A 26,303-nucleotide genomic window follows, 5' to 3' on the forward strand; every position below is an offset into this window, starting at 1 on the left:
CCTTTCCTAGCCATCCGGACACACCGGGAAACAATTGCCTCCCGCTGTCAGGTTGGTGTCAGCTGGCCCGACTAGGTGGTGTGGACTCTAAGGATTCCCTTTTAGGAGCAAATCAGATTCAAGGCTGCTTTTGGGGAGGCCGCCTTGGGTGTGATGGACCGTTTGGTATTGAGCGACGCGGCGTGGGAGCGGATAGCGCCGCTGATCATAGGGCGCCCCGATCAGAAGGGCTCCACCGGGCGCGACAACCGGATGTTCGTGGAAGGTGTGCTGTGGATCGTGCGTACGGGGTCTCCCTGGCGCGATCTTCCGGAGGTGTTTGGGGACTGGAACAGCGTGTTCCGGCGCTTCAGTCGATGGAGCATCAAGGGTGTTTGGTGGCGGATCTTCGAGGCGATGTCCGATGATCCGGACTTCGAATATCTGATCGTCGATTCCACCATTGTTCGGGCGCATCAGCACGCCGCCGGCGCCAAAAAGGGGGGTCTGAAGATCAAGCGGAAGATCAAGCGATCGGCCGCTCGCGCGGCGGCCTGAGCACCAAGATACATATGGCCGTTCGAGGCTTGGGATGTCCGGTGCGGTTCAAGCTTACCGCAGGTCAGAAGGGCGATGCACCGCAAGCCGCCGCATTGATCGAAGGCTTATCCGCCGAGGTCATCATGGCCGATACGGCCTATGACGCCGATCACTTGCGCCAAGCCATCGCCGCCAAAGGCGCGCTCGCCGTGATCCCCAACAACCCGTCACGCGCGCTCAAATATCCACTCGACAAGCATTTCTATGCCCAGCGTCATCTCGTCGAATGCTGCTTCTCAAAGCTCAAGCAGTTCCGCCGCGTTGCAACCCGCTTCGAAAAGACCGCCCGAAATTACCTGGCCGTCGTCACTCTCGCAGCCATCGTCTTATGGATGCGATAAGTGTCAACACCACCTAGCGTTGCAGCGCGCTGTTTCTCAGGCGGCGCGCGCCCTTGCTTGGAAGGCCTCATCCGATGGAAACATCGTGTGGGGCCTTCTGCCTGCGTGCCCGGCAGGACGACCGCGGATGATCGCCACCCTCACTGCAAGGGCGAGTGCGGCGCCGGCAGCATGATGGTCGAGTGCATCTCTTCCAGCAGCAGCGTGCCCTTGCTCAGGAATTCCAGCCAGGCCGGATCCTTCATCGCCCCGCCGCGCGCCGCGGCGCGGGCGTTGAGATCGGGATAGGCCCAGATATGGCAGACCTCGTTGGGCTGCCCGGAATCGGTGTGCCAGAGGCCGACGATCTTGGAGTATTTTTCGCGCTCCGGCAGCACGCCGGTGATCAGATCGAGCCATTGCTTGACGCCGCCGAGCGGCTTGGCGCGATAATTGCGGAATTCGTAGACGTTGCCTGTCGTCGCCGGCGCCACCGGCGGGATGATCGCATTCAGCAGCCGGACCTCCTGGCGCACCAAGAGCGGGCGGATCACCGGAATATACTCGCCGGTCCAGCGCGGATTCTTCGCGAGCTCGGCGCGCAGCCGGCTCCGCTCGTTGAGATCGGCGTAGCTCCACATGTGCATGACCTGATTGAGCGGACCGATCTCGGTGATCCAGTAGCCCTCGAGCTTGCCGAAATTGTCGCCGCGGATATCGCGCGAGATCGTGCTCGCCGCCTTCACCATCTCGCCGACGGTCCCTGGACGTACCGTGTAGATGCGCAGCTCATAGATCATGGTTGTCTCCCTGATTGTTTGCGATGGATCGTGTGGGCAAGATGAAATGGGCAAGACGAAAAAGCCCGGCGTGAACCGGGCTTTCGAAGAGGATTGCGGGACTACTCGGCCGCCTGTGCGTTGATCTCGGCCGAGACCTGCCGGATGGCGCGGGCGAGCTGCTCGGCCGGCTGGGCGCCTGATACCGCGTATTTCTGCGCGAAGACGAAGGTCGGCACGCCGGAAATGCCCTTCTCGGCGGCCTCCTGGGCCTGCGCAGAGACCAGGGCCGTGTCCTCGTCGGTGGCAAGGCGCTTGCGGACGTCGTCGGCGTCGAGCCCGACATCGGCTGCCGCCTGCACCAGCACGTTGGTGTCGGTGAGATCGCCACCATCGCGGAAATAGAGCTCCATCAGCCGCTGCTTCATCTCGGCCGCCTTGCCCTCGGCCTCGGCCCAGTGGATCAGGCGGTGGCAGTCGATCGTGTTGGGCTGCCGCTTGACGAGCTCGGGATGGTAGGTCAGCCCTTCCTCATTGGCGGCGGCGACCACGCGGCCGGCGATGCCCTTGTAGGCCTCGACCGAGCCGAACTTGGCGGTGAGGTATTCGTCGCGGCTGATGCCCTCGCGGGGCACCCAATTGTTGAGGAAGAACGGCCGCCAGTGCACCTCGACCGGCACATCCGGCACCAGCTTGAGCGCATCCTCGATGCGATGTTTGCCGATATAGCACCAGGGGCAAACGACGTCGGAGACGATATCGAGGCGAAGCGGCTTCAGATCGCTCATGGCGGGGTTCCCGGCGGAGATGGAACCCCAAAAGTAGGCCGAAAGTGCCCCGAGACAAGCCGCTATTTCATACTGGCTGCCATCTGCTGCATCCGCTCGGCGGTCAGCTCATCGGCCGGAAAGAAGGTCTCCAGCGCCAGTTCCTGCAGCGTGATGTCGACCGGCGTGCCGAACACCATGGTGGTCGAGATGAAGCTCAGGATCTCGCCATTGAGGCGCAGCTTGAACGGGAGCGCGACATTGTTGTCGGGGGCGATCGGAGCCGATCGAGCCGGGATCGGGTAGGACTTCAGGTCCCGATAGAGCTTCAGCAGCTCCGGATCGGCGGTGGCCTCGCACTGGCGGTGGAGCCGCTCGAGCAGATGCGCGGCCCATTCCGGCAGGTTGACGGTGCGCGGCGCGAGCCCTTCCGGGTGGAAGGCGAGCCGCAGGATGTTGAAGGGCTGGCCGAGCAGCCGCTGCGGCACGCCCTCGAGCAACGGCGCCACCATGCGGTTGGCCGAGACCAGATTGTAGTGCCGGTCATAGGCCAGCGCCGGATGCGGCTCATGCGCCTTCAAGACCAGGTTGATCGCCTCGCGCGCCGATTTCAGCGCGGGATCGTCCAGCGGGCGTTGCGGGAATGCGGGGGCGAAACCCGCGGCGACCAGCAGCACGTTGCGTTCGCGTAGGGGCACGTCGAGGCGCTCCGCCAGTTTGAGGACCATGTCGCGCGACGGCGCCGAGCGGCCGGTCTCGACGAAGCTCAAATGCCGCGCCGAGATCTCGGCATCGACGGCAAGGTCGAGCTGGCTGAGATGACGGCGCTGCCGCCATTCGCGCAGGTGCTCGCCGATCAGGACGGGTTTTGCGGGCTCGGCCCGCGCCAAGGATGCATGTGCGTTCATGGTGCAAAACCTACCATGCGAAATTCGGTCGTTCCATTACGCCTGAGGTAATCGAATTGGCGCGCGGGCCAGCTCATCTTCCACGGCACAGGAGATGACCATGCTGATGCTGTCCCTTATCCGCGCCTTCGCCGTCCTGATCCCGTGGTTGATCCATCTGGCCACCTGGCTCGTCGCGCGCTCGCTCAACATGCCGCAGCCGCTCGTGCACGACACCGGCCTGTTCGTGTTCGCGCAGGTCTATGCGGTGGAGATGAGGGTCGGCAAGGCACTCTGCCCGTTCCGCCTGTGGCGCCAGCTGCAGTCCCTGTTCCGCTGACCAACCCGATCCCCAACCAGAGGAGAACCTGCCATGATCCATTCGTCCCAGCTCTTGCGCCGCGCCCTGCTCGCCGATGCCATCTTCAGCGGCGTATCCGCCGTCGCGATGGTGCTCGATGCCGGTGCGCTGGCGTCATTCTTCAATCTGCCCGAAGCGCTGCTGCGCGAGACCGGGCTGTTCCTGGTCGCCTACACCGCGCTGGTCGGCTGGCTCGGCACGCGCGCTTCGGTGCCGAAGGCGGTGGTGATGCTGGTGGTCATAGGCAACGCCGCCTGGACGCTCGCCAGCATCGCGCTGCTGCTCTCGGGCGCGGTGTCGCCGAACCTGCTCGGGACGATCATGATCCTCGCCCAGGCGATCGCCACCGGCGTGTTCGCCGAGTTGCAATATGTCGGGCTGCGCCGCAGTGGCGAGACTGTCGCGGCTTAAGCCGAATGGAACGTGACGAGCGGCCGTCGCGGCAAACGCGGCGGCCGCTCCCGGTCGTCAGCTCAGAGCTACTGCGGCAATCATGCCCGCAAAGGTCAGCGCCAGGCCAATGATCAGCATCGGCACGAGGCTGGTGCCTGAGAACGGATTGGCCTGATCCTGTTGAAACTCCGTCCTGTCGATTGCACGCGCGATCGCTTTCGCCCTGTTCCTCATTGCACTGCTCCTGCTTCGTTTCGCCTGTAACGCTCGCCGACGCCGAGCATGACGCCTTGCCCGCTGGCGACGCCCATCTCCAGGCTGGCGGCGACGCGCCGCGCGCGGTCGATGAAATGCTCCGCCGCCACGGACGGGCACAGCTCGGCTGCGGTTGCCTCAAACAGTTGGAGCCAGCGGTCGAAATGCGCGGCATCGACCGGCAGCTTCATATGCTTGACCATCGGTGTGCCGTGGTAGCGCCCGGTCATCAGCGCGACCGAGGACCAGAACGCGCACATCTGCTCCAGATGCGGGTCCCAATCGCGGATCCTGGCGTCGAACACCGGCGCCAGCATCGGGTCGCGGCGCACCTTGGCGTAGAAGCCGTGCACGAGGCGCTCGATCATCGCCTCAGTGATCCCGGTCCGCTCGACGATCCGGGCCGTGATCTGCTCGCGCCGTTCTGCCCCTGTCATGGCGGGCCTCCATAAATAGGTATTTCAAATACCCATTTAGCGGGCTATATCAGCCCTGCCAAGTTCTGTTTTCGAGGGCCTCCCATGCGCCTGACGTCGTTCACGGATTTTGCCCTGCGCGCGCTGATGCGGCTGGCCGGCGAGCCGGACCGGTCGTTCGCCACCAGCGAGATCGCGGCCGAATTCGGCATTTCCCGCAATCACCTCGCCAAGGTGGTGCGCGACCTCGCCGAGGCCGGCTTCATCACCACCCAGCGCGGCGTCGGGGGCGGGTTTGCGCTGGCGCGGCCGCCGCAGGCGATCACCCTCGGCGAGGTGGTGCGCGCGCTGGAGGGCGACAGCGCACTGGTCGAATGTTTCAGGGATGATGGCGGAGATTGCGTGCTGCTGCCGCGCTGCCGGCTGAAGGCGAGGCTTGCGGCTGCGCGCGAGGCCTTCATGCGCGAGCTCGATGGCAGCACGTTGGCGGATTGCACCTACTTTCCGCGCCAGCCCGCGAGGGCATCATGACAGGAATCGCATTCGCTGACGGCACGTTCGAGGTCGATGCCAACGTCGTCGCCGAGGGGCTTGGCATCGCCGTTCCGTTGCTGCAGGCCGAGATGCGATCCGGAAAGATCACGACGCTGTCGGAACGCGGGGTCGACGCCGATGCGGGCCGGCATCGGCTGACCTTCTTTTCGGAACACCGCCGCTTGCGCCTCGTCATCGACGAGCGCGGCACGATCATCCAACGCTCGACACTCGATTTCGGCGACGCCCCGCTGCCGGCATCGGCGCGCAAGCCCGGCGGCTAAAAATTGTTGCACTCAGACGGACAAGCGGACATCGCGCGTGCCAAAAGAGACCACCAGCCATTTGGGCACACGGTCTCATTCCGGAGACCGGTGTCAGGCGTAGAGCGCCCGCGCGCCACCACGCTTCGAGGCGACGCCCTTCTTGCCTGCGGCCTTCATATAGGAATGGCCGTTCAGGTGCTTGCCATTCAGCTTGCCGTTCGCCTTGGCGCCGTTTGGCTTGACCATTGGCGCGGCTTTTTCCTTGGCCTTCGCCCTCTCCGCCGCAAGCTTCTCGGCCTTGCGCTGGGCCTTGCGCTCGGCCTTTTCCTTCAGCCGCAGCCGCTCCGCCCTCGCCTCCGCGCGCTTCTTCTTGCGCTTCTTCTCGCAGGCGTCGCACTTGCAGCCGATCGGCTTCAGATAGGCTTTGAAATAGTCGGTTCCATAATCGTAATTGATCTCGTCGCCCGGCTCGATGTTCTTGATCGCGCGGATGAACACCTTGCGCTTGCGTGGGCGGACGTCGGATTCCGCGTTCGGCCGGCAGGCATGGTTGATGTAGCGGGCGAGATTCTCGCGGATCGAGCCGTCGATGGTCCAGCGGTTGGTGAGCTCGAACAGATATTTGTTCTCGATCGCGTCCTCATCCTTCTTCTTCGAGTCGAGCAAGGGCCCGAAATAGCGGATGATCTTGTCGCCTTTCTTGATCGGCTTGGTGGCGAAAAGGCCAAGGCCGGTACGGGAACGGCCGACGCGATAGGGCTTGTTGGATGATATCGTGGGCATGACGATCGAGGTTACGGCACGCAAGGTGCACGCGACAAAAGTTGCGAAGCCGCCCTTCTAGGACGATTCCGCGCGTCTGTCAGGTGTTTCCCGCGTGTCTGTTGAACCTTCCCCAGATTGCGTATGTCAGAAACAAAGTAACGTGGATCGTAAGTCTCCCCTGATGAAATACCTTGCTTTTGCAACAGCCATTATGGCGCTTGCCAGCGCAAATCCTGGTCAGGCTGGCGCCGAAACGTTCAGCAGCAGCTACACCTCGACCGCACCGAAGGCCTGCCGCATGATCGGCAAGCCCAATGAGGAGGACGGCAGCGCCACGCGGGTCTGCCCGGGGAAATCCGGCCTTGTGGTGCTGATCAATGAGGGCGATCTGCGCGAAGTAGTCTCGGTCGGCCGAAATCGCGAGGCGGCAGCCAGGGAACCGGCGGCGCAAGCCTGGTTCGGCCCGTTCAGCTCGAGCGGCAACACCGTCGAATGGCGTGCGGCCGGCAGCAAGCCGTTTGCCATCATCCAGCGCTGGCTGATCGCCGACAACAGCGAGCAGGACAAGCGAGGCGGTCCCGTCTCGCGGGCGATGCTCGCTGTGACGCGGCTGCCGCCGGGCGAGGTCTGTCACGTCGCCTATGTCGACGTCGCGGCCAATCCCAACGCCAACGAGCTGGCGCGGCAGGCCGCCGAAGACTTCGCCCGCGATTTCAAATGCGGCGCGGATCAGGTGAAGACGATCGGCCAGAGCGGCCGCACCACGTCGCTGACAAAACGCTAGAACGCTACCGGGGCGACATCGGTTACGGCCGCGGCGGACGGCTTGAGGCCAACCGGAGCATCGCGATCAGCAACGTCTCCGGGGTCGTCCCCTCGGGTGACAGGTTCAGAATCTTGGAGAGCCGTCCGTCGAGCAGCAGCATGGTGAAGCCATGCACCAGCGACCAGGCCGAGGCGATCGCGGCAGCCTGCTCGAGCGAAAGCGAATCCCTGGAAATCTCCTCATGCCGGCTGACACCGACGCCGCGGGCCAATCCTGCGAACGAGGCTTCGGACGATTCATGCAGCGATGGTCGCGAGTAATCCAGCCGTTCGCTGCGGAACATCAGCCCATACATGCCTGGATGCGCCTGCGCATAGGCGACGTAAGCCTTGGCGCTCGCCATTCCCTTCTCCGGCGGCGTCGCTGCGGACGCGTTCGCCGCCGCCATCGCTTCGCCGAACTGCCGGAAGCCGATCGCAGCGAGTTCACTGAGCAAACCGGTGAGATCGCCGAAATGATGCGTGGGTGCGGCATGCGACACGCCGGCCTCGCGCGCCACCGCGCGCAATGTCAGCCCCGGCAGCCCGTCGCGCTCCAGCACGCGCTCGGCCGCCTTTAGCAGCGCCTCATGCAGATCGCCGTGATGATACGGCGCGTCATTGGCCCGGCGCCGCGCCGACCGGTCAGCGGTTGCACGCGCGACCCTGCGGGTGCGCGTCAGTGCCGGACGAGCGGCCTTGTTTTCCTTGGATAATCTTGTCATGCGGCTCTTATATGTCGCAATTTTTACACTGTAAAGATTTTGCTTGACGATCGGCCGCATCACCCGTACTGATATCTTTACGATGTAAAGATCATAATGGAGGGAGATGCGGATGCTCGATCAGGTGACATCAAATGCCGTGCGGACCAATCTGGCGCCAATCCCATTCGAGGCCGATGCGCCGTTCCTGAAGATCACCGGCGAACTGCCGCGCGAGCTGAACGGCACGCTCTATCGCAACGGCCCCAATCCGCAGTTCGACGCGCCGGGCGCGCATTGGTTCGTCGGCGACGGCATGCTGCACGCCTTCCATCTCGAGAACGGCCGCGCCAGCTACCGCAATCGCTGGGTCCGCACCCCGAAATGGCAGGCCGAGCACGACGCTGGCCGCGCCCTGTATGGCGGCTTCGGCCGCAAGCTGCCGGATGCGCCGGCGTCCGCACCGACCGATGGCGGCGTCGCCAACACCAACATCATCTTCCATGGCGGCCGCCTGCTCGCGCTCGAGGAAGGCCATCTGCCGACCGAGATCGAGCCGGACACGCTGAAGCGCACCGGCTATTGCGACTACAAGGGCGCGATCTCCGGCCCCTTCACCGCGCATCCCAAGATCGATCCGGTCACCGGCGAGCTGGTGTTCTTCGGCTACAACGCCGCCGGCCCCCTGACGCCCGCGCTGTCGTTCGGTTCGGTGAGTTCATCCGGCGTAGTGACCCGGTTCGAACGCTTTGAGGCGCCCTATGCCAGCATGGTGCACGACTTCATCGTCACCGAGAACCACGTGCTGTTTCCGATCCTGCCGATCACCGGCAGCATGCAGCGCGCGATGCGCGGCCAGGCGCCCTACGCCTGGGAGCCGGAGAAAGGCGCCTATGTCGGCGTGATGAAGCGCAGCGGCGCATCCAAGGACATCATCTGGTTCCGCGCCGAGACCTGCTACGTCTTCCACGTCATGAACGCATGGGAGGACGGCAACCGCATCATCGCCGACGTGATGCAGTTCGAGGAAGCGCCGCTGTTCAACCATCCCGACGGCTCGCCGACCGACCCGAGGAAGAACCGCGCGCGCTATTGCCGCTGGACCTTCGACCTCTCGGGCAACACCGACCGCTTCACGCAGACCTATCTCGACGACCTCACCGGCGAATTCCCCCGCGTCGACGATCGCCGCGCGGGGCTTGCCAGCAATCACGGCTGGTACGCCTGCGCCAATCCCGACCTGCCGATGTTCGGCGCGCTGTCGGGCATCGTGCATGTCGACGGCAGGGGCAAGCGGCTCGGTCACTATCTCCTGCCCGCCGGCGACACGATCTCCGAGCCCGTGTTCGTCGAGCGCGGACCTGATGCCGCGGAGGGCGACGGCTGGCTGCTCGCCGTGGTCTGGCGCGCCCGCGAAAACCGCAGCGACCTCGCCGTGTTCAACGCCACCGACGTCGAGGCTGGCCCGACGGCGCTGGTCCATCTCGGCCACCGCGTGCCGGACGGATTCCACGGCAATTGGGTGGGTGCGGAGTAAGCCGCGCGCCCGAGAGCCTCCATTCCTCCACGCGTCATGCCCGGGCTTGTCCCGGGCATCCACGTCTTTTTCAGCTCCTTAATGAAAGACGTGGATGGCCGGGACATAGGCGAGCGGAAGCGACGCCGTCCTTCGGACAGCTGTGCCCGGCCACGACGGCAGAAAGCGTGCGCCAAGCGGCACTACCAGCACATCAAATTGAAAATACTCAAGTTTTCTCTACGATCTCACGATTTTGACACTGTAAAGATTTCGCTTGACGCTTCCCTCGCCCACCTCTAGGGTATCTTTACGGTGTAAAGATTAGCCGGATGAGGCCAACCATGACGATCTTCCTGATCCTCGCTCCCTACGGCGCCTTCGCCACGCTGATGCTGGTGGCCTCGGCCAATTTGAGCCTGCTCTGTGCCGCGCTGATCTGCCTTGCCGTCATCGCCTTCGATATCGCGCGCGGCCGCAGCATCAAGATCCTCGGCGTCGGCTCGGTGATCGTGTTCACCGCGGTCGGCTGCTATCTCTCCTTTATCGACGCAACGCCGAGCAGCATCGCCGTGAAGATTGCCGTCGATGCCGGCATGTTGCTGGTGACGCTGTTCTCGATCCTGATCGGCCATCCCTTCACGCGGCAATACGCGCTCGAACAGGTCGCTGCCGAGATCGCGAAGCTGCCCGGCTTCACCCACGCCAACTACCTGATCACCGGGGCCTGGGCTGCCGCGACGCTGCTGATGCTGATCGGCAACATCGCGGTGCTCTACGTGCCGGCCCTGCCGCTGTGGACGGGTCTCCTGATCGCCTTCGCCGCACGCAACGCCGCGGTGTGCTTCACCCGCTGGTATCCGCAATATCGCGCGGCCAAGTACGGCGCACCGCCGGCCCGCGCGCTGCCGTCGCACTGAACGCTGCTATACAACACCAGAACAATCACCGCCCGAGGAAACGGAAACCACGACGATGAAGAGCGTATTTGCCAGGCTTGCGAGCGACTTTCTCTCCACCATCGTGTTCCTGGTGGTCTATCTCGCCACCGACAATGTCCTGATCGCTACCGGCGTTGCGATCGCGGGAGCGATTGCGCAAGTGGTCTATGCGCGCGTGAAGGGACAAGCGCTCGGCTACATGACCTGGGCAAGCCTCGCGCTGGTAATCGTGCTCGGCAGCGCGACGCTGCTGACCAACGATCCGCGCTTCGTGCTGGCGAAGCCCGCGATCGGCCACATCGCGATCGGCGCGATCATGCTCAAGCGCGGCTGGATGCTGCGCTATCTGCCGCCGATCGTGACCGAGACCATTCCGGAATACGCCACCCTCGCCGGCTATGCCTGGGCTGTGCTGATGTTCGTGCTCGCCGCCGGCACCATCGCGATCGCAGCGACCGGCGACATGAAGCTGTGGGCGTTCTACGTGTCGGTGGTGCTGCTCGGCGCCAAGATCGTTGCCTTCGCGATCCAGTACGTTGCCTTCCGCTTCCTGGTCGGAAGCCGGCTGCGCGCCGCCGCGCGCGCCTGATCGCCGCAGCCGCGAACTAGGCGCGCGCGGCAAGATGAGCTATACCCGCGCACGCCCTGGAGCACCGGCTCTGACTGCGTCAGAGCCAATGCTCCAGGTTCGTGTTTGACGCGTTTTCTTCGCGCGAACCGGTACCCACTTCGCTTGAAAACGCTTTTGCCATGAGGGGAGACATATCAATGGCGGTGGACGGAAACTGGAATCTGACGATGACGACGCCGATGGGCGAGCGCAAGGCGACGCTGTCGCTGGCAAGCTCGGGCGGCACGCTCACCGGCACGCAGGGCGCCGAGGGCAATTCCACCGAGATCTTCGACGGCTCCGTGAACGGCGACAACGTCACCTGGAAGGTTTCCATCACCAACCCGATGCCGCTGACGCTCGAATTCACCGGCAAGGTTTCCGGCGACGGCATCGCCGGCGAGATGGGCATCGGCCCGATGGGCAGCTTCCCCTTCACCGGCACCCGGGCGTAAGCGCCGGGTGCACACGCCGACCGGCTCAAACAAGAAGCCGAAGCGCGCTGACGATTCAACCTGACCTCAGCGCGCTTTGGCTCTCAGCGGCGGACGCTGGCGGGCTCGTTACGATAGGCCCTTTGAATGGTGCTGCGCTCGATCTCCGCGGCTGCGGCGGCTGCCTCGTCCGCCGATTTCCGTATATTGCCCATGTTCGCCACTGCCGCGGCCGCCATTGCGGGATGGATGCGCGACATCTCGAACTGCCGGCGCTCGAGCGTGGAAGCGACACGCTCCTGCATCGCGACGAGATACAGGTCCCGGATCTTGGGGTTATCCGCGAGGTTCTTGGCATAGTCCTCGGTGCGCCCCTTGGCGCCGTCCAGCCTCAGCTTGACGCGAGTCGCAGCGCCCTTTTCCTCCGGCGAGAGCTCGGCGGTGTAGCGGAACAACTCCTCGCTCTTCCTGCGGACGATCCAGACAACCTGCGCGTCGCCGATGTTGCGGACCACGTCCAGCGACTGGCTGCCGAAAACAAAGGGCGGCAGCTCCGCCTTCGCGAGGTCCTGCCGCGCCTGGGTGATCGGCACGGGATAGACCGTGCCATCCGCGGGGTTTGGAAAGATGTAGTACAGATAGCCCACGACGCAGGCCACGAGAAATGCACCGAAAGCAAACTTCATCGTCAACTCCCTTTATCGATTTCCATTAATCGTCGACGCGGAACACCAAGCCCGTCTCGAGCCCGGCGCGCTGCACTTGGCAAATCTTGTCCTTCCCGGGCCCGACGCGCTGGACGTCGAATTTGCGGCCTTCGAGGATCGCGGCGACCTGCTCCTGCACGGCCGGACGAAGCGGCTGCTGGAAGGCCGGCCGCCTGTAGGATTGCGACCCGTCATACGCCTCGCCGTTGCCGGCCGAAGGCATACGTATCTCGACCTTGGTCTGGTTCTCGCTGAACGCCGTCAGCACTGCGGTGAAACGCACGACCTCGCGTCCGCTGCTGTGAACCCGCCAGGTGACCTCGTAGCCCGGGATGCCTGACGGCGTCACATGGACCAGAATTCCGCACTGCTTGGCGTAGACCATGTCGGCAAGCTTGTCGTTGAACAGGCGCCGATAGGCTTCGCTGACGCTCACGTCATACACGCCGGGCGGCCGCTCCTTGTTGCAGCCGGCGAGGCCGAGTGCCGCGAACACAAGCGCCGCCCGTCCAATCCGCTGTATCGCCGAATGTGTCATGTCATCCACGCCCACTACCCTTGGATGAGCGCGGAGGGTCGACGACAAACGTTAAGGGTCCTTGGCCGAAATCGGTTGCTTTGCTCGCGCCCCACAACCCCGCGCGTGGCAGAACGTCGCAGTCGCCGCAGCGTGGTTAACAGCAGCGATACGGCGCGGGCTTGACGCTAGAACCAGATCTGCATCGGCAGGCCTTGCGCGTCCAATGGCGGCGTCCCTTCCGGAACGCTTCCGCAAGGCTCGCACGCGGCGAGCGCCACCGCGCAGGCGTCCAGCACATCGTCACGCTTGGCTCCGCTGCCGATCCGCGCCTCAGTGAGCCAGCGATCGATGTCGCGAAAGCCAACGCGCTTGAGCAGCCTGCAACGGAGTGCATCGCCCTCCTCCGACTTCTTGCGCGGCAGCGGCGTGCCGCCGTTCAGCCGCAGGAACACCAGTTCGGGATGTACCTCGCGGATGTCGCGCGCGGCGTTCGCGCGCACGAACGCGTCGACCTCCATGATCTTGTTGCCGAGATGCCAGAGCTGCCGTGAGACGCGGGTCTGGCCGCGGCGCAGCGCTTCTTCGTTCGCCTGACCGGGATCGCGAAACTCCTCCCACAGCCAGCGCCGTGCCCCGGTGAAGACGCGCGAGCCGTGCGGACGCAGGCGTTCGCGGGCGAGACGGTCACACGCGCGCTCGCCGTCATCAGTCACGCCGATGGGGATGTCGATCCCGGCACGATCGAACGGACGCGCCAGCGCGTCCGCAATATCGGTGTGAAAGGAAATCGTGCGCCGGTCGCCGTCGATGCTGACGGCGACCCAGCCCCTGGAGAATCCGTCGAGGCCTGTTGCCCTCAACCCGGATCCTCAACCGAGGTTCAGTTCCTTGAAGAAGTCGTTGCCCTTGTCATCGATGATGATGAAGGCCGGGAAGTCGACCACTTCGATGCGCCAGATCGCTTCCATGCCGAGCTCGGGATACTCGACCACCTCGACCTTCTTGATGCAGTGCTCGGCGAGGTTCGCCGCGGCACCGCCGATCGAACCGAGATAGAAGCCGCCGTGCTTCTTGCACGCCTCGCGCACCGCGACCGCGCGGTTGCCCTTGGCGACCATCACCATGGAGCCTCCAGCGGCCTGGAACTGATCGACGAAGGAGTCCATGCGTCCCGCCGTGGTCGGGCCGAACGCGCCGGAGGCGTAGCCCTCGGGCGTCTTGGCCGGACCCGCGTAGTAGACCGGGTGGTTCTTGAAATAATCCGGCAGCGGCTCGCCCTTCTCCAGCCGCTCGCGCAGCTTGGCGTGGGCGGAGTCGCGCGCCACGATCATGGTGCCGGTCATCGAGACGCGGGTCTTGGTCGGATATTGCGACAGCGTCGCGAGAATGTCCTTCATCGGCTTGTTGAGGTCGATCTTGACGACCTCGCCGCCGAGCGACTGCTCGACCGCGGGCAGATATTGCGCCGGGTTGTGCTCGAGCTCCTCGAGATAGACGCCGTCCCTGGTGATCTTGCCGAGCACCTGGCGGTCCGCCGAGCAGGACACGCCGAGCCCGATCGGCAGCGAGGCGCCGTGGCGTGGCATGCGGATCACGCGCACATCGTGGCAGAAATATTTTCCGCCGAACTGCGCACCGACACCGAGCGACTGCGTCATCTTGAGGATTTCCTGCTCCATCTCGAGATCGCGGAACGCATTGCCGTCGGCCGAGCCGTGGGTCGGCAGCGCATCGAGATAGCGCGCCGAGGCGAGCTTCACCGTCTTCATGCAGAGCTCGGCCGAGGTGCCGCCGATCACAATCGCAAGATGGTACGGGGGACAGGCCGCGGTGCCGAGCGTCAGCACCTTCTCCTTCAGGAAGGCCAGCAGCCGGTCCTTGGTCAGCACCGAGGGCGTCGCCTGGAACAGAAAACTCTTGTTGGCGCTTCCGCCGCCCTTGGCCATGAACATGAACTTGTAGGCGTCATCGCCCTCCGCGTAGATCTCGCACTGCGCCGGCATGTTGTTAGCGGTGTTCTTCTCCTCATACATCGACAACGGCGCGACCTGCGAATAGCGCAAATTGCGGCGCAAATACGCATCGCGCGCGCCTTCGGACAGCGCCGCCTCGTCGTCGCCGTCGCTGATGACGTTAAAGCCCTTCTTGCCCATGATGATCGCGGTGCCGGTGTCCTGGCACATCGGCAGCACGCCGCCGGCCGCGATGTTGGCGTTCTTGAGGAAGTCGAAGGCGACGAACTTGTCGTTGTCGCTGGCTTCCTTGTCCTCGAGGATCGAGCGCAGCTGCTTCAGATGGCCCGGCCGCAGATAGTGATTGATCTCGCCGAACGCGGCCTCGGAGAGCGCCCGCAGCGCCTCCCGCGACACCACCAGCATGTCCTTGCCCAGGACCTTCTCGACCCGGATGCCTTCGCTCGTGACCTTCTTGTAGGGCGTGGTGTCCGCACCGAGCGGGAACAGCGGGGTGTGCTTGTAGGGCGGAACGGGCTTCTGCTGGTCGGGAAAGGCGGTGGGGGCGTTCATGAGCTGCTCGTTTGGGCTGCGCGTCGGTTCGAAAGGCCGGTGCTGGCCGCGGGGCCGCCGGCAATGTAGAGCCGTTCTAAGCCTTTTTCGGACAAAGGAAAGGGAAGCCGGCCGCCGTCCAGCCATGCGCTGAAACGGCAATCCGCGTGCTATCTTTCATCGCGCCGTAATCTCAGGTTGCGACAACGCCGGGCAAATGCCGAGACGGCCAACGAGGCCACAAGGAGGCCATCATGAAGACAGCGCTTTTCGTCTGGTTCGCGGCGCTGGCCCTGTTGATGGCGGTTCCGATTGACGCCAACGCAGCCCGCCTCGGCAAGACGTGCGGCGGCATTGCCGGCCTGCAATGCGGCGCCGGCAAGTTCTGCCAGTTCAAGCCAGGGACCTGCGGCCGCTTCGACCAGACCGGCACCTGCGCCTTCCGCCCGACGATCTGCAACAAGATTTTCCTGCCGGTCTGCGGCTGCGACGGCAAGACCTACGGCAATGATTGCGAGCGCCGGGCCGCCGGGGCGTCCAAGGCGCGGGATGGTAAGTGCGCGTCCTGAGGCAGGTGGCTAACCGTCGGTCTTTTCGGGGAACGGAAAGGCACTGCCATCGCTGTGTGACCGCTCCCGCGGTCACCGCACATATTGACGCGCTCCGCGGGAGCCTGCATGTACCTTCGCGTATTTTTGTACCGCGGGGGTATTTCGTGACAGCATCGTTGCGCCGACGCTTGCCTTTGAGCATCCGCTCCATTTTGCCGGCCGCGCTGTTGGCGCTGGCGACAGCCTTCGCCGCGGCGCCAGCTCATGCCGATCCCTGCCAAGACATCGCCAAGCAGCTCGCCGGCCAGATCGACGGGCTGAAGGTCAATTTCACGGCCGCCAACATCACCTACCTGACGCATCCGGCGGCCAAGGAATTGTCGCTCGGCTGCCGCGGCAAGGACTATTCGATCGAGCTCTATGCCAAGACCGATCGCAAGATGAGGCCGGAGTTCTTCAACCTGGTCGGCTCCGCCACGGCGCTGGTCTTCACCGTGCCGAAGGACGACGCCGTGACCGGCACCTCGCGCTGCCTGAAGCGCATGGGCATTTTGCGAGGCAACACCATCACGATGCGCTATCGCCGCCTCAATCTGGAATGCACGCGCAACCGGACCGACGCCTCGATCACCGTCCGCCGCGGCAACAACGAGTGAGCCGTCAGGCTTCGGCGGCGACGCGTCCGATCGCATCGACGATCTTGCCCCAGCCCGGGCTCATCATGTCGAAGGCGTAGCGGTTGCCGGGGAACACGAAACCGTCATGCACCATGCGGACCTGCGTGCCGCCCTCGACAGTCGTCAACGTCCAGGTGACGACCGAGTCGAGCTTCGAGCCGTATTCCGGATTGGTGTCGGCGCCGCCCTTCCAGGAGTAGCGCAGCAGGCGCGGCGGATCGCAGTCCAGCACCTCGCAATGCACGACGCCGTCCCAGTCGCCGATCGGCCTGGTGCGGAAATTGAACCGGTGTCCGACCACGGCAACGAAATCGTTCGGCATCAGCCATTTCACCAGCAAGTCGCTCGTGGTCAGCGTCCGCCAGATCCTGTCGGCGGCGTAAGGCAGCACCTTCTCGACGGTGATCGCGTGCGTCTCAGGCATCACTCACTCTCCTTCAACAATTTCTCCAGATTTGCGAAGCGCTCGGCCCAGAACGTCTCGTAGTGCCCGAGCCAATCGATCAAGGGGCCGAGCCCCTTCGGCGCGACGCGATAATGGATATGCCGGCCCTCGCGCCGCTCGGCGACGAGCCCGGCATCGCGCAGCGCGCGCAGATGCTGCGACACCGCCGGCTGCGACACCTTTGAGCCCTGCACCAGCCCGGTCGCGGCCACCTCGCCTTCCCGTGCTATCCGCTCGAACACCGCCCGCCGCGTCGGATCCGCGAGGGTCTTGAGCACATTGGTCAGCTGCATGGCGGCGGTCATGAATTTATATAAGCAATTGCTTATATGTTTGTCAATGCAGAGGCAAACGACGCAGGAACGCCTCGCCTGCTCCGAAAGTTGATCGCTGCGGTCGCATGTCTGCCGCGAAAACAGTGCGATAATCGCGATCGGAATCGTGCGGAGCCGCCCATGATCGCAAAGCTCCTCCTGCAGAACACTTTCTTCGTCATCGCCATGGCCGCGCTGCTGTTTGCCTTCGCCGGCACGCCGCACTGGCCTGGCGCGTGGGCCTATCTGATCGCCTCGGCGCTGATCGGGCCGGCCTGCGGGCTGTGGCTCGCCAGGGTCGATCCCGGGCTGCTGGCCGAGCGCATGCGTCTCACCGCGCGTGAAGGCCAGCCCACCGAGGACAAGCGCTTCATGCTGGTGTTCGTCGTCGTCGCGGTGCTGTGGTTCGTCGCGATGGGGCTCGACCGGCGCTTTGGCGGCGCCAATGCCGGCGTGCCGCTGATCGTGCTCGGCCTCGTGCTGTATCTGGTCTCGACCGTGCTGATCCTCTGGGTGTTCCGCACCAATTCGTTCGCCGCGCCGGTCGTAAAGGTGCAGACCGAGCGCCACCATCAGGTGATCTCGACCGGTCCCTACGCGCTGGTCCGCCATCCGATGTATACGAGCGTGATGCTGTTCTTCATCGGCGTGCCGCTGATGCTCGGCTCCTGGTGGGGTCTTGCCTTCGTGCCGGTGTTCTTCGTGATGTTTGCGATCCGCACCGGGATCGAGGAGCGGACGCTGGTGGCGGGTTTGTCAGGCTATGCCGATTATGCGGCACGGGTGCGCTATCGCCTCGTGCCCGGGCTGTGGTGAGGAACGATCATGGCGGAGAACAAGACCTATACCGGCGGCTGCCATTGCGGCCAGGTCCGCTTCGAATGCACCACCGATATGGCCATGGTGACCGCCTGCAACTGTTCGATCTGCACCAAGAAGGGCCTGCACTTCGTGTTCATGCCGCCAACGAGCTTCCAGCTTCGCGCCGGCGCCGAGAATTTGAAGGAATATCTGTTCAACCGCCATGCGATCTGCCACCAGCTTTGCGTCGATTGCGGCGTCGAGGTGTTCGCACGCGGCAACAAGCCTGACGGCACCGACATCGTGGCGCTCAATGTCAACTGCATCGACGGAATCGATCTGTCGAAGATCACGATGACGCCGGTGGATGGGCGGAACCGGTGACTGCGAAGCAGTCATTCCGGGGCACGCGAAGCGAACCCGGAATGACGGCACCTACAAATCCAGCGCCTTGTAACGCCGGAAGATCCCCTCCTCGTTGAACGGAATCCGCCGCTCGCTGGCCAGATACGCCTTGATGTTCGGCCGCTCGGCGACGCGATCGCGCAGCGCGATCAGGCGCGGGACCTTCTTCTCAAACGCCGCCATCCGCTTCGGAAAAGCGTAGCGCAGGCCTTCCACGATCTGGAACAGCGAGAGGTCGACATAGGTCACCCGGCGGCCGGTGACGAACGCGCCGCCGCTCGCCTGCACGAGGTCCTCGAAATAGCCGAGATATTTTGGCACCCGCGACGCCCAGAACTCCTCGGTGCGCTTCTTGGCCGGCGCCTTCTGGTCCTCGTAGTACAGCGACGGGCCGAGCGGATGATGGGTGTCGTGGATCTCCAGCACGAAGTCCGCGATCGTGAGCTGCAACTCGTGCACCCAGAGCTTGCCGCCTTCCGCCTTCGGGGCGAGGCCGTGGCGCGCGCCGACATAGAGCAGGATGTTGGCGGTCTGCCCGATCACGAGGCTGCCGGCCTTGAGGAACGGCGGCGCAAACGGCGGCGTGCCCTTGTGCGCGTCCATCATCTTCATCATGGCGCCCGTGCCGCCCTTGCCGCGCGCGACGTCGGTGTAACCGGCGCCTGCATCCTCGAGCGCGAGGCGGACATATTCGCCGCGGCCCTGAATCATCGGCCAGTAGTAAAGCTGATAGTGCATGCACTTACCTCCAAGAACTTTCACCGCATCGCTTCTCGTCAGCTCGATCGTAGCCGTGCAGAGCTCGGATCGTCCACCGTGGACAGAGGCTGCCTGTCCGAACCACGCAGAGACTGCTAAGGTTCCGACGTCGAATCTTCGATGAAGGATCATCCGATGGCGGACAACAAGAAGAAGCGGGGCGGCGCAGATCGCGCCCTGATCGCGTTGAGCGAGTCCTACGAAGTTGCGTACTGGTCCAAGAAGTTCAAGGTCACGCCGGCGAAGCTCAAGGCCGCCGTCAAGAAGGTCGGGCATTCCGCCAAGAAGGTCGAGGCCTACTTCAAGGAGCAGCGGCACAAGGCGGCCGACCGCGCGCGGATCGCGATCAGCCAGCCCTACGAGGTCCGCTACTGGTCGAAGAAATTCAAGGTGACCCCTGCCCGGCTCAAGACCGCGGTGGCCGCAGTTGGACACTCCTCGAAGAAGGTCGCGGCCTATTTCGCGGCCAAGAAGAAAACCGCGAAGAAAAAGAAAACTGCAAAGAAGACCGTCAAGCGCAAGAAGGGCTGAGCGCTCTCGCAGATTCAATGAGCGGCGGCGCAAGGCGACCGCCGCTCAAGTCTCCTTGTATCCCCTCAGTTCGCCGCGAAGCAGTACAGCAGGCCGTCGCCGCCGGTGCTCTTCAGGTCGGCCTGCGAGCAGCCGCCGTCGGGGCCGCGCGAGGGATGCGACGTGTTCCAGGATTTTGACGGCTCGTCGTCGCGCAGGCCCTTGCGGTCGAAATGCCCGACCATGGCGGCGCCTTGCGTGCTGCTCGTCCAGTTCTTGCAGGTGCGGTCCTCACCGGCCGCAAACGCAGTGCCGTCCGCCTGCGATCCTGTCAGCACGTCGTGGCGGTTCGGCGTGTCGCCGGCACCGTTGATGACGTCGCCCTTCTCGGACAGGGCGGTCTGCTTGGTGAGATTGTTGCCGGCGCTGTGCAGGTCGGCGACGTCCTTGGCGACCACGACGCCCTTCACATTCTTCCACGGTCCCTTGCCGATGCGATCGCGCGCGTTCACCGCGACCTGGCCGTCGGCGGCCTGGGTCGAGAGATAGGCGCGCCATGTCTTCGGCGCGCCGAAGCCCGCGGCCTGCGCCAGCGTCTGGCAATGATTATCGGCACCGGCGAGGCCGCCGAGATTGCCGCCATTGCCAATGCCGTTGCTGGTCAAGAAGAAGCTGGTGTCGGCAGTCTGCGCCTGTGCCGGCGGCGCAGCCGTGACGACAAATGCAAGACAGACCGGAACCGCGATGCACGCAATGACCTTCATCTTAATCCTCCCGATGGTTGTTATGGTCCGCTGACATCAACCCGCAGCCCGTGCGGATATTCCGGCGCCGCGATGCGCCAATGAGGCGCGCAAAACAAAAGCGCCGCGGTTGATGCCGCGGCGCCTTGTACTTGTCATATCGGGTGACCGATCAGTTGGTCTGCTGGATCGCCGAGAGTTCCCAGTTGCCGCCGCGCTGGCGCACGAAAGTCCAGACTTCGGTGATCTCCTCCGGCTGCCCGTTGCCGCCGACCATCCGGCCGGTGCCGCGCTCGAGCATGGTGTCGACCAGCGTGTAGCGCATCGCGACGGTGGCGTATTCGCTGTCGCCTTCGCGCCAGGCTTCGGCGAGGTCGCCCTGCAACAGCTTCACATTGGAAGTCTTGTTGGTGACGTTGCGCGCCTTGTTCTCCTCGAGATCCTTCGAGAAGTACGACACCATCTCCGGCGACGCGAGCGTGTGCAGCTTCGCAATGTCCTCGTTCGACCACGCGGCCTGGATCTCGCCGAGCAGCCGCTCAAACGTCTCATAGTCGGCCGGCGTGATCTCGACCGGTGCATTCGATCCGCCGCCGAGGCCAAAGCCGAAGCCCGAACGGGCGTTGCCCTGCGGGCCGGGGCCGACGTCGGGGCCGCCCGCGTACGCGGAGGCCGGCGTATTGCGGCGCTGCCACCACGACATCGCGAGCCGGACCACGAGCACGATCAAACCGATCTGCAGCAGGAGGCCGAGAATCGACGAGAGGCCGCCGAGACCCGAGAATAGGCCGCCGCCGAACAGCATGCCGAACAGGCCGGCGCCAAGGAAGCCCGCGGCCAGGCCGCCGAGCAGGCCACGGCCCATTCCGCCGCGGCCGAACAGGCCGCCGGAAGTCGCCGCCGCCGGCGACCCCATGTTCGGGCTGCCAGGCTGGCTGAAGGTACGGTTCATCGGCGCAACCGAGCCGGGCGCCGTGCTCGTCGAGGGCGGCGCGGAGAATGTCCGCGAGCCGCGCGAGCCGCCGCCGCCGACGCGAGCGTCAGCCGCCGAAACGGTCATCATCACAGGCAGCGCCAGCGCCATCGCGACGGCGATCGCCCGGACCATTCCACGCGTGCGTTGCGAGAAATTCATGTTGGTTTCCTCAAAGGATTCCCCGGCATGGGGAAACGCCCCTAACATGGGCAGGGCCTGATAAAAGTGAAGCGGGAAACGGGAACCGCGGCTGCGGCCCTCGGTCGCGGAGATGTGACACTATGGTCCTTGTGGACGCGACGGCGCGTCCTACCGCGAGATGGGGCTCAGGTTCAACCGCGACCGCACCGCAACATCGCCTCTCCCACGCGGGACACGAAGGCGCATCGAGGCTCGTCGCCTGGGTTGGCGCTTCTTATCTGACGCGTTTTCTTGACGCGAACCGGTGCCCACTTCGCTCGAAAGCGCGCTCTAATTCGCCGTCATGGTTTCCTTCACCGCGGCGACCAGCTGCGTCAGCGTGAACGGCTTCGGCAGGAACGCGAACTGCTGGTTCTCGGGCAGGCTCTTCTCGAAGGCGTCCTCGGCATAGCCTGAGACGAAGATGATCTTCAGCTCCGCATTGCGGCTGCGCATTTCCTTCAGCAGCGTCGGCCCGTCCATCTCCGGCATCACGACGTCGGACACGACGAGATCGACGGCGCCGTTGTTCTCCTCGAACGCCTCCAGCGCCTCGACGCCGTTGGCCGCCTCGATCACGCTGTAGCCGCGCGAGCGGAGACCGCGCGCATTCAGCGAGCGCAGGCCGTCCTCGTCCTCGACCAGCAGGATGGTGCCCTGCCCGGTGAGATCGGGCTTCGGCTTGGCGGCTTCGGCGGCGGCATCCTTGGCCGCGCCGTTGCCGGTCTGCGCCTCCGGGGCGACCTCCTGCTCCTGGCGATGCCGCGGCAAATAGATCCGGAACGTGGTGCCCCCGCCCGGCACGGAATCGACATAGACGAAGCCGCCGGTCTGCTTGACGATGCCGTAGACCGTCGACAGGCCGAGGCCGGTGCCCTTGCCGACTTCCTTGGTCGAGAAGAACGGCTCGAAGATCTTGTCGATGATCTCGGGCGGAATGCCGGTGCCGGTGTCCGAAATCTCGATCTTCACATAGTCCGCCGCCGGCATGCCCTTGTTGGCGAGCTGGGCGGCTTCCTCGGTCGGCACATTGGCGGTGCGGATGATCAGCTTGCCGCCGTCGGGCATCGCGTCGCGCGCGTTGACCGCAAGATTGACCACCACCTGCTCGAATTGCGAAACGTCGACCTTCACCGGCCACAGATCGCGGCCGTGCACGAGGTCGAGCTTGACCTTCTCGCCGATCAGCCGGCGCAGCAGCATGGTGAGGTCACTCAGCGCATCGCCGAGATCGAGCACCTGCGGCCGCAGCGTCTGGCGGCGCGAGAACGCAAGCAGCTGCCGCACCAGCGTCGCGGCGCGGGTGGCGTTCTGCTTGATCTGCATGATGTCCTGGAACGACGGGTCGGTCGGCTTGTGCGCGTTCAGCAGGAAGTCGTTGGCCATCATGATGGCCGACAGCACGTTGTTGAAGTCGTGCGCGATGCCGCCGGCGAGCTGGCCGACCATCTCCATCTTCTGCGACTGGTTGATCTGGTTTTCCAGCGCGCGTCGCTCGGTGGTCTCGAGCATGTAGACGATCGCGGTCTCGGCGTCGCGTTCGTCCTTCTCGACGGTCGTCACGAAGAACTGGGCAAAGCGCTCCTTGGCGCCGTCGAGCATCACTTCGACCGGCGCGATATCGCCCTGGCCCTCGGCGGCCTGGTTGATCGCGGCGATCAGGAGGCCGCGGTCGCGCGGATTGACCGCGCGGAAGATCGACTTGGCCGCGCCGCCCTCGCCGTTCAGCCCCTGCGCCAGCTTGGCATAGCGCGCATTGGCACCGACCACATTGCCGCCGCGGTCGACGGTCGCAATCGCCATCGGTGTATGGTCGAAGAAGCGCATGAAGCGCACCTCGGCGGCGCGCTCCGGATCGGAATGCTCGTCGCGGGCGCGGCTGATCACCAGCGTGCGCGAGGCGCCCGCCGCGCCGTCGGCGCCGAAGGCGAGCTTGTGATAGAGCCGCACCGGCACGGTCTTGCCGCCGCGCATGCGCAGGTCGATGTCGAACACCTCGGTCTTGACCTCGCCCGGCACCGCCGCAATCGAGGTCAACAGCGCCGCGCCGTCGCCCGAGACGATGTCGGTCAGCTTCAGGCCGCCCGAACCGATCTCGGCCAGATCGTAGTCCAGCCAGTTGGCCAACGTGGCGTTGATATAAGCGATCTCGCCGGCCGGATTGACCGAGAAGAAACCGCACGGCGCGTGGTCGAGATATTCGATCGCGTGCCGCAGCTCCTGGAACACGTCCTCCTGGTCCTCGCGATCACGGGTGACGTCGGCGATCGACCACACCGCATATCTCGCGTCGCGCTTGCCCTCGCCGAGCGGGCGCACCCTGAGCCGCAGCCAGCGGCCTTGTTCACCACCTTGCCCGGCCTCGTGGCCGGCGACCCGGACCTCCTCCTGCTGCCGCCTGCCCTCGCGCGCCGCCTTCAAGAGGCGGAACACCGCCTCGGAGACGTCGGGGTTGCCAATGAAGACGCGCTCGACGGGGCGGACGTCCTGCGGCCCGGCCGCGCCGGTCAGCCTCAGATAGGCGGCGTTGGAATAGACCACGTGGCCGCGGGAGTCGGTGACCACGAGCCCTTCCTGGGCCTGGTCGGCGATCCGCGCCATCACGGGGTCGTCGGTGGCGCGGTCGGAGAAGCGGATGATGCCGGCGGCAAGCGCGAACAGGGTGAACAGGCCGACGGTGGCGAGCAGCGCCAGCACGCCGAGGATATAGGGCTGCGCCTGGGTACGGCCGATGGTCATCAGCCAGACCGCCACCGCGACGATGCCGACGGCGATCAGGACCACCAGCAGGATGCTGCCGCTGCGCCGCGCTGGCCCGTGGGCCACGAACGGCTCAGTCGCGGGTGGATCGTTGCTATCGGCGGTCATCTGGAGAGACATGGCTCGTCTGCATCACGAGGCGCCCGGCCGGCCGCCTCGTCCCTGAGTGCCTGAATCGGACCCGAAAACGCAAGTCCATCAGGCGGCAATTTCGCAAGTTACGCGCATTTCAAGCGGTTTTCCGCCCCTTACTGTCGCAGGCCGGACAGGCCGCGCTTCAGCCGCATCACGTAGCCGATGATTTCGGCAACCGCGTGATAGTGCTCGACCGGGATCTCCTGGTCGATCTCGACGGTCGCATAGAGCGCCCGGGCCAGCGGCACGTTCTCCACGATCGGAATATCGTGCTCCTTGGCGATCTCCCTGATCTTGAAGGCGAGGTTGTCGACGCCCTTGGCGACGCAGAGCGGCGCCGACATGCTGCGGTCGTAGGCCAGCGCCACCGAATAGTGGGTCGGGTTGGTGATGATCACCGAGGCCTTGGGAACCTGGGCCATCATGCGCTTCTTGGCGCGCTGGACCCGCAACTGCTTGATCCTGCCCTTGACGTGCGGGTCGCCTTCCGACTGCTTGAACTCCTCCTTCATCTCCTGCAGCGACATCTTGTGACGCTCGTACCAGGTCCGGTACTGGAAGAAGTAGTCGGCGATCGCGACCGCAGCGAGGATGGCGACCACCGCCGCCATCAGATGCACTGTCATGCTGGTGATGGCGGGCAGCAGCTCGGCGGGATCGACCCGCAGGAATGCTTCCATCCGCAACCGCTCGGGCCACAGCACCACGACCATCACGGCGCCGAGCGCGATCAGCTTGAACAGGCCCTTCAGGAAATTCGCCACCGCCTGCTTGCCGAACAGCCGCTTGAAGCCGGCGGCCGGCGAGATCTTGGAGAATTTCGGCTTCAGCTGCTCGCCCGACCACACCAGTTGGTGCTGGATCATGTTGCCCGCGACCGCGGCCAGCGCCAGCATCAGGAACGGCACCCCGATCGCGGCGACCACGGCGTAGCCAAGCGTCTGGGTCAGTTGAAGCAGCCCGGCGCCGTCGGTGCGGATCATCCACGAATTGGCGATCAGGTTGCGCAGCGGCATCAAGATGCCGCCGCCGATCGAGCCCGAGAAGGTCGACAGCACCAGCGTGGCACCGGCGATCACGAACCAGGTGTTGACCTCCTGGCTTTTGACGACGTCGCCTTTCTCAAGGGCTTCATCGAGACGTTTTTGCGTAGGGTCTTCTGTTTTGTCTTCGGTATCGTCGGCCATCGCTCTCCCCTAGTTCATCGGAGCAAGCTGGCGCATGACGCCGTTGAAGTAGTCGAAATAGGTATTCATCATCGCCGCGAGCACCACGCCGAAGATCAGGAAGCCGACCATGATCGAGAGCGGCACGCCGACGAAATAGACCTGCATCTGCGGCATCAGCCGCGCCAGCACGCCGAGCCCGATGTTGAAGACCAGGCCGAACACCAGGAACGGCGCCGAGAGCTGCAAGCCGATCTTGAAGGCGGCGGAGAACGCGGAGGTCGCAAGCGCGGCGACGTCGCCGATCGGCATGATCTCGCCCGGCGAGAAGATGCGGTAGCTCTCGCTCAGCGCCGCGATGACGAGATAGTGGCTGTCGGTGGCGAACAGCAGGGTGAGGCCGAGGATGGTGAGGAAGTTGCCGACGATCTGGCCCTGCTGACCCTGGGTCGGGTCGACCGCGGTGACGAAGCCGAGGCCGAGCTGCTGCGCGATCACGGAGCCCGCGACATTGAGCGCCGACAGCGTCACCCGCGCGGTCGCGCCGAGCACGATGCCGATGATGAGTTCATGCACCATCAGGACGCCGAGCGAGGAGATCGACGTCAGGTCGACATGATAGGCGTTGCGATGCAGGGGGAGGATGATCAGCGTCAGCAACAGCGCGATCGACAGCTTGACCCGTGCCGGGATGTTGCTCTCGCCGAAACCGGGCAGCAGCATCACCATCGCGCCCACGCGCGCAAAGACCAGCACGAAGATTGCGGCCAGCGCCGGCAGCAGGGAGACATCGATGCGCATGACCGCGGCATTAGTGCA

At 64.6% G+C, this 26,303-nt stretch carries 33 protein-coding genes and 1 pseudogene; 15 read left to right on the plus strand and 19 right to left on the minus strand.

Annotation, left to right across the window (positions count from 1 at the left end; all coding sequences use genetic code 11):
• Nucleotides 1–144: 144 nt before the first annotated feature.
• Nucleotides 145–920, plus strand: a pseudogene (locus V5279_RS30050) (IS5 family transposase).
• 140 nt (nucleotides 921–1,060) lie between these two features.
• Here V5279_RS30050 and V5279_RS30055 read toward each other — a convergent pair.
• The 3 genes from V5279_RS30055 to V5279_RS30065 all read right to left on the minus strand — a co-directional run bounded on the left by V5279_RS30055 (nucleotide 1,061) and on the right by V5279_RS30065 (nucleotide 3,353).
• A complete protein-coding gene (locus V5279_RS30055) occupies nucleotides 1,061–1,699 on the minus strand; it encodes an NIPSNAP family protein (protein ID WP_338690816.1) in 639 nt (212 codons plus the stop codon).
• Between the two features lie 101 nt (nucleotides 1,700–1,800).
• Nucleotides 1,801–2,466 carry a DsbA family oxidoreductase gene (locus tag V5279_RS30060; protein ID WP_338690818.1) on the minus strand — a complete coding sequence of 222 codons (666 nt, stop codon included), beginning with the start codon at nucleotides 2,464–2,466 and terminating at the stop codon, nucleotides 1,801–1,803.
• 62 nt (nucleotides 2,467–2,528) lie between these two features.
• A complete protein-coding gene (locus V5279_RS30065; protein WP_338690820.1) occupies nucleotides 2,529–3,353 on the minus strand; it encodes a helix-turn-helix transcriptional regulator in 825 nt (274 codons plus the stop codon).
• A 94-nt stretch (nucleotides 3,354–3,447) separates the two neighbouring features.
• Between V5279_RS30065 and V5279_RS30070 the strand changes: the two genes are divergently transcribed.
• Nucleotides 3,448–3,672: a hypothetical protein gene (locus V5279_RS30070; RefSeq protein ID WP_338690822.1), complete on the plus strand. Its 225-nt coding sequence runs from the start codon at nucleotides 3,448–3,450 to the stop codon at nucleotides 3,670–3,672.
• A gap of 33 nt (nucleotides 3,673–3,705) precedes the next feature.
• Complete coding sequence (locus V5279_RS30075) at nucleotides 3,706–4,104, plus strand: hypothetical protein (protein WP_166306140.1); 399 nt, start codon at nucleotides 3,706–3,708, stop codon at nucleotides 4,102–4,104.
• A 57-nt stretch (nucleotides 4,105–4,161) separates the two neighbouring features.
• Here V5279_RS30075 and V5279_RS30080 read toward each other — a convergent pair whose 3' ends face one another.
• On the minus strand, nucleotides 4,162–4,320 hold the full coding sequence (locus tag V5279_RS30080; protein ID WP_338690825.1) for a hypothetical protein: 159 nt from the start codon (nucleotides 4,318–4,320) through the stop codon (nucleotides 4,162–4,164).
• Nucleotides 4,317–4,778 carry a group III truncated hemoglobin gene (locus V5279_RS30085; RefSeq protein WP_338690827.1) on the minus strand — a complete coding sequence of 154 codons (462 nt, stop codon included), beginning with the start codon at nucleotides 4,776–4,778 and terminating at the stop codon, nucleotides 4,317–4,319. Before V5279_RS30085 ends, V5279_RS30080 begins: the two co-directional genes overlap by 4 nt.
• An 84-nt stretch (nucleotides 4,779–4,862) precedes the next feature.
• Here V5279_RS30085 and V5279_RS30090 point away from each other — a divergent pair, with 84 nt between their 5' ends.
• Complete coding sequence (locus tag V5279_RS30090; RefSeq protein ID WP_029085440.1) at nucleotides 4,863–5,288, plus strand: RrF2 family transcriptional regulator; 426 nt, start codon at nucleotides 4,863–4,865, stop codon at nucleotides 5,286–5,288.
• Nucleotides 5,285–5,575 (plus strand): DUF6522 family protein, encoded by a 291-nt coding sequence (locus tag V5279_RS30095; RefSeq protein WP_338690832.1) that lies wholly within the window; start codon nucleotides 5,285–5,287, stop codon nucleotides 5,573–5,575. Before V5279_RS30090 ends, V5279_RS30095 begins: the two co-directional genes overlap by 4 nt.
• Nucleotides 5,576–5,668: 93 nt before the next feature.
• Here the strand turns inward: V5279_RS30095 and V5279_RS30100 are convergent, their stop codons facing one another.
• Complete coding sequence (locus V5279_RS30100) at nucleotides 5,669–6,340, minus strand: SET domain-containing protein (protein WP_338690834.1); 672 nt, start codon at nucleotides 6,338–6,340, stop codon at nucleotides 5,669–5,671.
• Nucleotides 6,341–6,503: 163 nt separating this feature from the next.
• Here V5279_RS30100 and V5279_RS30105 point away from each other — a divergent pair, with 163 nt between their 5' ends.
• Complete coding sequence (locus V5279_RS30105) at nucleotides 6,504–7,106, plus strand: hypothetical protein (RefSeq protein ID WP_338690836.1); 603 nt, start codon at nucleotides 6,504–6,506, stop codon at nucleotides 7,104–7,106.
• Nucleotides 7,107–7,128: 22 nt separating this feature from the next.
• Here V5279_RS30105 and V5279_RS30110 read toward each other — a convergent pair whose 3' ends face one another.
• Nucleotides 7,129–7,851, minus strand: coding sequence for a TetR/AcrR family transcriptional regulator (locus V5279_RS30110; RefSeq protein WP_338690838.1), 723 nt, complete (start codon nucleotides 7,849–7,851; stop codon nucleotides 7,129–7,131).
• Between the two features lie 112 nt (nucleotides 7,852–7,963).
• Between V5279_RS30110 and V5279_RS30115 the strand changes: the two genes are divergently transcribed.
• From V5279_RS30115 to V5279_RS30130, 4 genes are all read left to right on the plus strand, one after another.
• Complete coding sequence (locus V5279_RS30115; RefSeq protein ID WP_338690839.1) at nucleotides 7,964–9,367, plus strand: carotenoid oxygenase family protein; 1,404 nt, start codon at nucleotides 7,964–7,966, stop codon at nucleotides 9,365–9,367.
• A gap of 323 nt (nucleotides 9,368–9,690) precedes the next feature.
• Entirely contained in the window at nucleotides 9,691–10,266 is a 576-nt protein-coding gene (locus V5279_RS30120; RefSeq protein WP_338690840.1) for a hypothetical protein, read from the plus strand.
• A 55-nt stretch (nucleotides 10,267–10,321) separates the two neighbouring features.
• Nucleotides 10,322–10,876 (plus strand): inner membrane-spanning protein YciB, encoded by a 555-nt coding sequence (locus tag V5279_RS30125; protein WP_029085433.1) that lies wholly within the window; start codon nucleotides 10,322–10,324, stop codon nucleotides 10,874–10,876.
• Between the two features lie 179 nt (nucleotides 10,877–11,055).
• Complete coding sequence (locus V5279_RS30130; RefSeq protein WP_029085432.1) at nucleotides 11,056–11,352, plus strand: hypothetical protein; 297 nt, start codon at nucleotides 11,056–11,058, stop codon at nucleotides 11,350–11,352.
• Nucleotides 11,353–11,435: 83 nt separating this feature from the next.
• Here the strand turns inward: V5279_RS30130 and V5279_RS30135 are convergent, their stop codons facing one another.
• From V5279_RS30135 to V5279_RS30150, 4 genes are all read right to left on the minus strand, one after another.
• On the minus strand, nucleotides 11,436–12,017 hold the full coding sequence (locus tag V5279_RS30135) for a hypothetical protein (protein ID WP_166306110.1): 582 nt from the start codon (nucleotides 12,015–12,017) through the stop codon (nucleotides 11,436–11,438).
• Nucleotides 12,018–12,042: 25 nt separating this feature from the next.
• Entirely contained in the window at nucleotides 12,043–12,585 is a 543-nt protein-coding gene (locus V5279_RS30140) for a hypothetical protein (RefSeq protein ID WP_338690841.1), read from the minus strand.
• Between the two features lie 158 nt (nucleotides 12,586–12,743).
• Nucleotides 12,744–13,418, minus strand: coding sequence for a DUF429 domain-containing protein (locus V5279_RS30145; protein ID WP_338690842.1), 675 nt, complete (start codon nucleotides 13,416–13,418; stop codon nucleotides 12,744–12,746).
• A 9-nt stretch (nucleotides 13,419–13,427) separates the two neighbouring features.
• Nucleotides 13,428–15,083: a fumarate hydratase gene (locus V5279_RS30150; RefSeq protein ID WP_338690843.1), complete on the minus strand. Its 1,656-nt coding sequence runs from the start codon at nucleotides 15,081–15,083 to the stop codon at nucleotides 13,428–13,430.
• 233 nt (nucleotides 15,084–15,316) lie between these two features.
• Between V5279_RS30150 and V5279_RS30155 the strand changes: the two genes are divergently transcribed.
• Both V5279_RS30155 and V5279_RS30160 read left to right on the plus strand, forming a co-directional pair.
• Nucleotides 15,317–15,631 (plus strand): Kazal-type serine protease inhibitor family protein, encoded by a 315-nt coding sequence (locus V5279_RS30155; RefSeq protein ID WP_338690844.1) that lies wholly within the window; start codon nucleotides 15,317–15,319, stop codon nucleotides 15,629–15,631.
• A 176-nt stretch (nucleotides 15,632–15,807) separates the two neighbouring features.
• On the plus strand, nucleotides 15,808–16,269 hold the full coding sequence (locus V5279_RS30160; RefSeq protein ID WP_338690845.1) for a hypothetical protein: 462 nt from the start codon (nucleotides 15,808–15,810) through the stop codon (nucleotides 16,267–16,269).
• A 4-nt stretch (nucleotides 16,270–16,273) separates the two neighbouring features.
• Here the strand turns inward: V5279_RS30160 and V5279_RS30165 are convergent, their stop codons facing one another.
• Together V5279_RS30165 and V5279_RS30170 are read right to left on the minus strand one after the other, a co-directional pair.
• Entirely contained in the window at nucleotides 16,274–16,714 is a 441-nt protein-coding gene (locus V5279_RS30165; RefSeq protein ID WP_166306092.1) for an SRPBCC family protein, read from the minus strand.
• Nucleotides 16,714–17,040 (minus strand): ArsR/SmtB family transcription factor, encoded by a 327-nt coding sequence (locus tag V5279_RS30170; protein ID WP_029085424.1) that lies wholly within the window; start codon nucleotides 17,038–17,040, stop codon nucleotides 16,714–16,716. Before V5279_RS30170 ends, V5279_RS30165 begins: the two co-directional genes overlap by 1 nt.
• 150 nt (nucleotides 17,041–17,190) lie before the next feature.
• On the opposite strand from V5279_RS30170, the gene V5279_RS30175 reads away from it, so the two are divergent.
• Nucleotides 17,191–17,865 carry an isoprenylcysteine carboxylmethyltransferase family protein gene (locus V5279_RS30175; RefSeq protein WP_338690846.1) on the plus strand — a complete coding sequence of 225 codons (675 nt, stop codon included), beginning with the start codon at nucleotides 17,191–17,193 and terminating at the stop codon, nucleotides 17,863–17,865.
• A 9-nt stretch (nucleotides 17,866–17,874) separates the two neighbouring features.
• Nucleotides 17,875–18,234, plus strand: coding sequence for a GFA family protein (locus tag V5279_RS30180; RefSeq protein ID WP_338690847.1), 360 nt, complete (start codon nucleotides 17,875–17,877; stop codon nucleotides 18,232–18,234).
• Between the two features lie 51 nt (nucleotides 18,235–18,285).
• Here V5279_RS30180 and V5279_RS30185 read toward each other — a convergent pair whose 3' ends face one another.
• Nucleotides 18,286–18,993, minus strand: coding sequence for a glutathione S-transferase (locus V5279_RS30185; protein ID WP_338690848.1), 708 nt, complete (start codon nucleotides 18,991–18,993; stop codon nucleotides 18,286–18,288).
• Nucleotides 18,994–19,149: 156 nt separating this feature from the next.
• Between V5279_RS30185 and V5279_RS30190 the strand changes: the two genes are divergently transcribed.
• Nucleotides 19,150–19,545 (plus strand): DUF3606 domain-containing protein, encoded by a 396-nt coding sequence (locus V5279_RS30190; RefSeq protein ID WP_338690849.1) that lies wholly within the window; start codon nucleotides 19,150–19,152, stop codon nucleotides 19,543–19,545.
• A gap of 65 nt (nucleotides 19,546–19,610) precedes the next feature.
• Here the strand turns inward: V5279_RS30190 and V5279_RS30195 are convergent, their stop codons facing one another.
• From V5279_RS30195 to fliR, 5 genes are all read right to left on the minus strand, one after another.
• Nucleotides 19,611–20,288, minus strand: a complete 678-nt coding sequence (locus V5279_RS30195) for a lectin (RefSeq protein ID WP_338690850.1) — start codon at nucleotides 20,286–20,288, stop codon at nucleotides 19,611–19,613.
• 151 nt (nucleotides 20,289–20,439) lie between these two features.
• On the minus strand, nucleotides 20,440–21,402 hold the full coding sequence (locus V5279_RS30200; RefSeq protein WP_338690851.1) for a Tim44-like domain-containing protein: 963 nt from the start codon (nucleotides 21,400–21,402) through the stop codon (nucleotides 20,440–20,442).
• 312 nt (nucleotides 21,403–21,714) lie between these two features.
• Complete coding sequence (gene cckA / locus V5279_RS30205) at nucleotides 21,715–24,291, minus strand: cell cycle histidine kinase CckA (RefSeq protein ID WP_166308508.1); 2,577 nt, start codon at nucleotides 24,289–24,291, stop codon at nucleotides 21,715–21,717.
• A gap of 140 nt (nucleotides 24,292–24,431) precedes the next feature.
• Complete coding sequence (gene flhB, locus V5279_RS30210; protein ID WP_166306074.1) at nucleotides 24,432–25,505, minus strand: flagellar biosynthesis protein FlhB; 1,074 nt, start codon at nucleotides 25,503–25,505, stop codon at nucleotides 24,432–24,434.
• A 9-nt stretch (nucleotides 25,506–25,514) separates the two neighbouring features.
• On the minus strand, nucleotides 25,515–26,285 hold the full coding sequence (fliR, locus tag V5279_RS30215) for a flagellar biosynthetic protein FliR (RefSeq protein WP_338690852.1): 771 nt from the start codon (nucleotides 26,283–26,285) through the stop codon (nucleotides 25,515–25,517).
• Nucleotides 26,286–26,303: the final 18 nt, after the last annotated feature.

The sequence above is a fragment of the Bradyrhizobium sp. 26S5 genome (assembly GCF_036923295.1).
Taxonomy (GTDB): Bacteria; Pseudomonadota; Alphaproteobacteria; order Rhizobiales; family Xanthobacteraceae; genus Bradyrhizobium; species Bradyrhizobium septentrionale.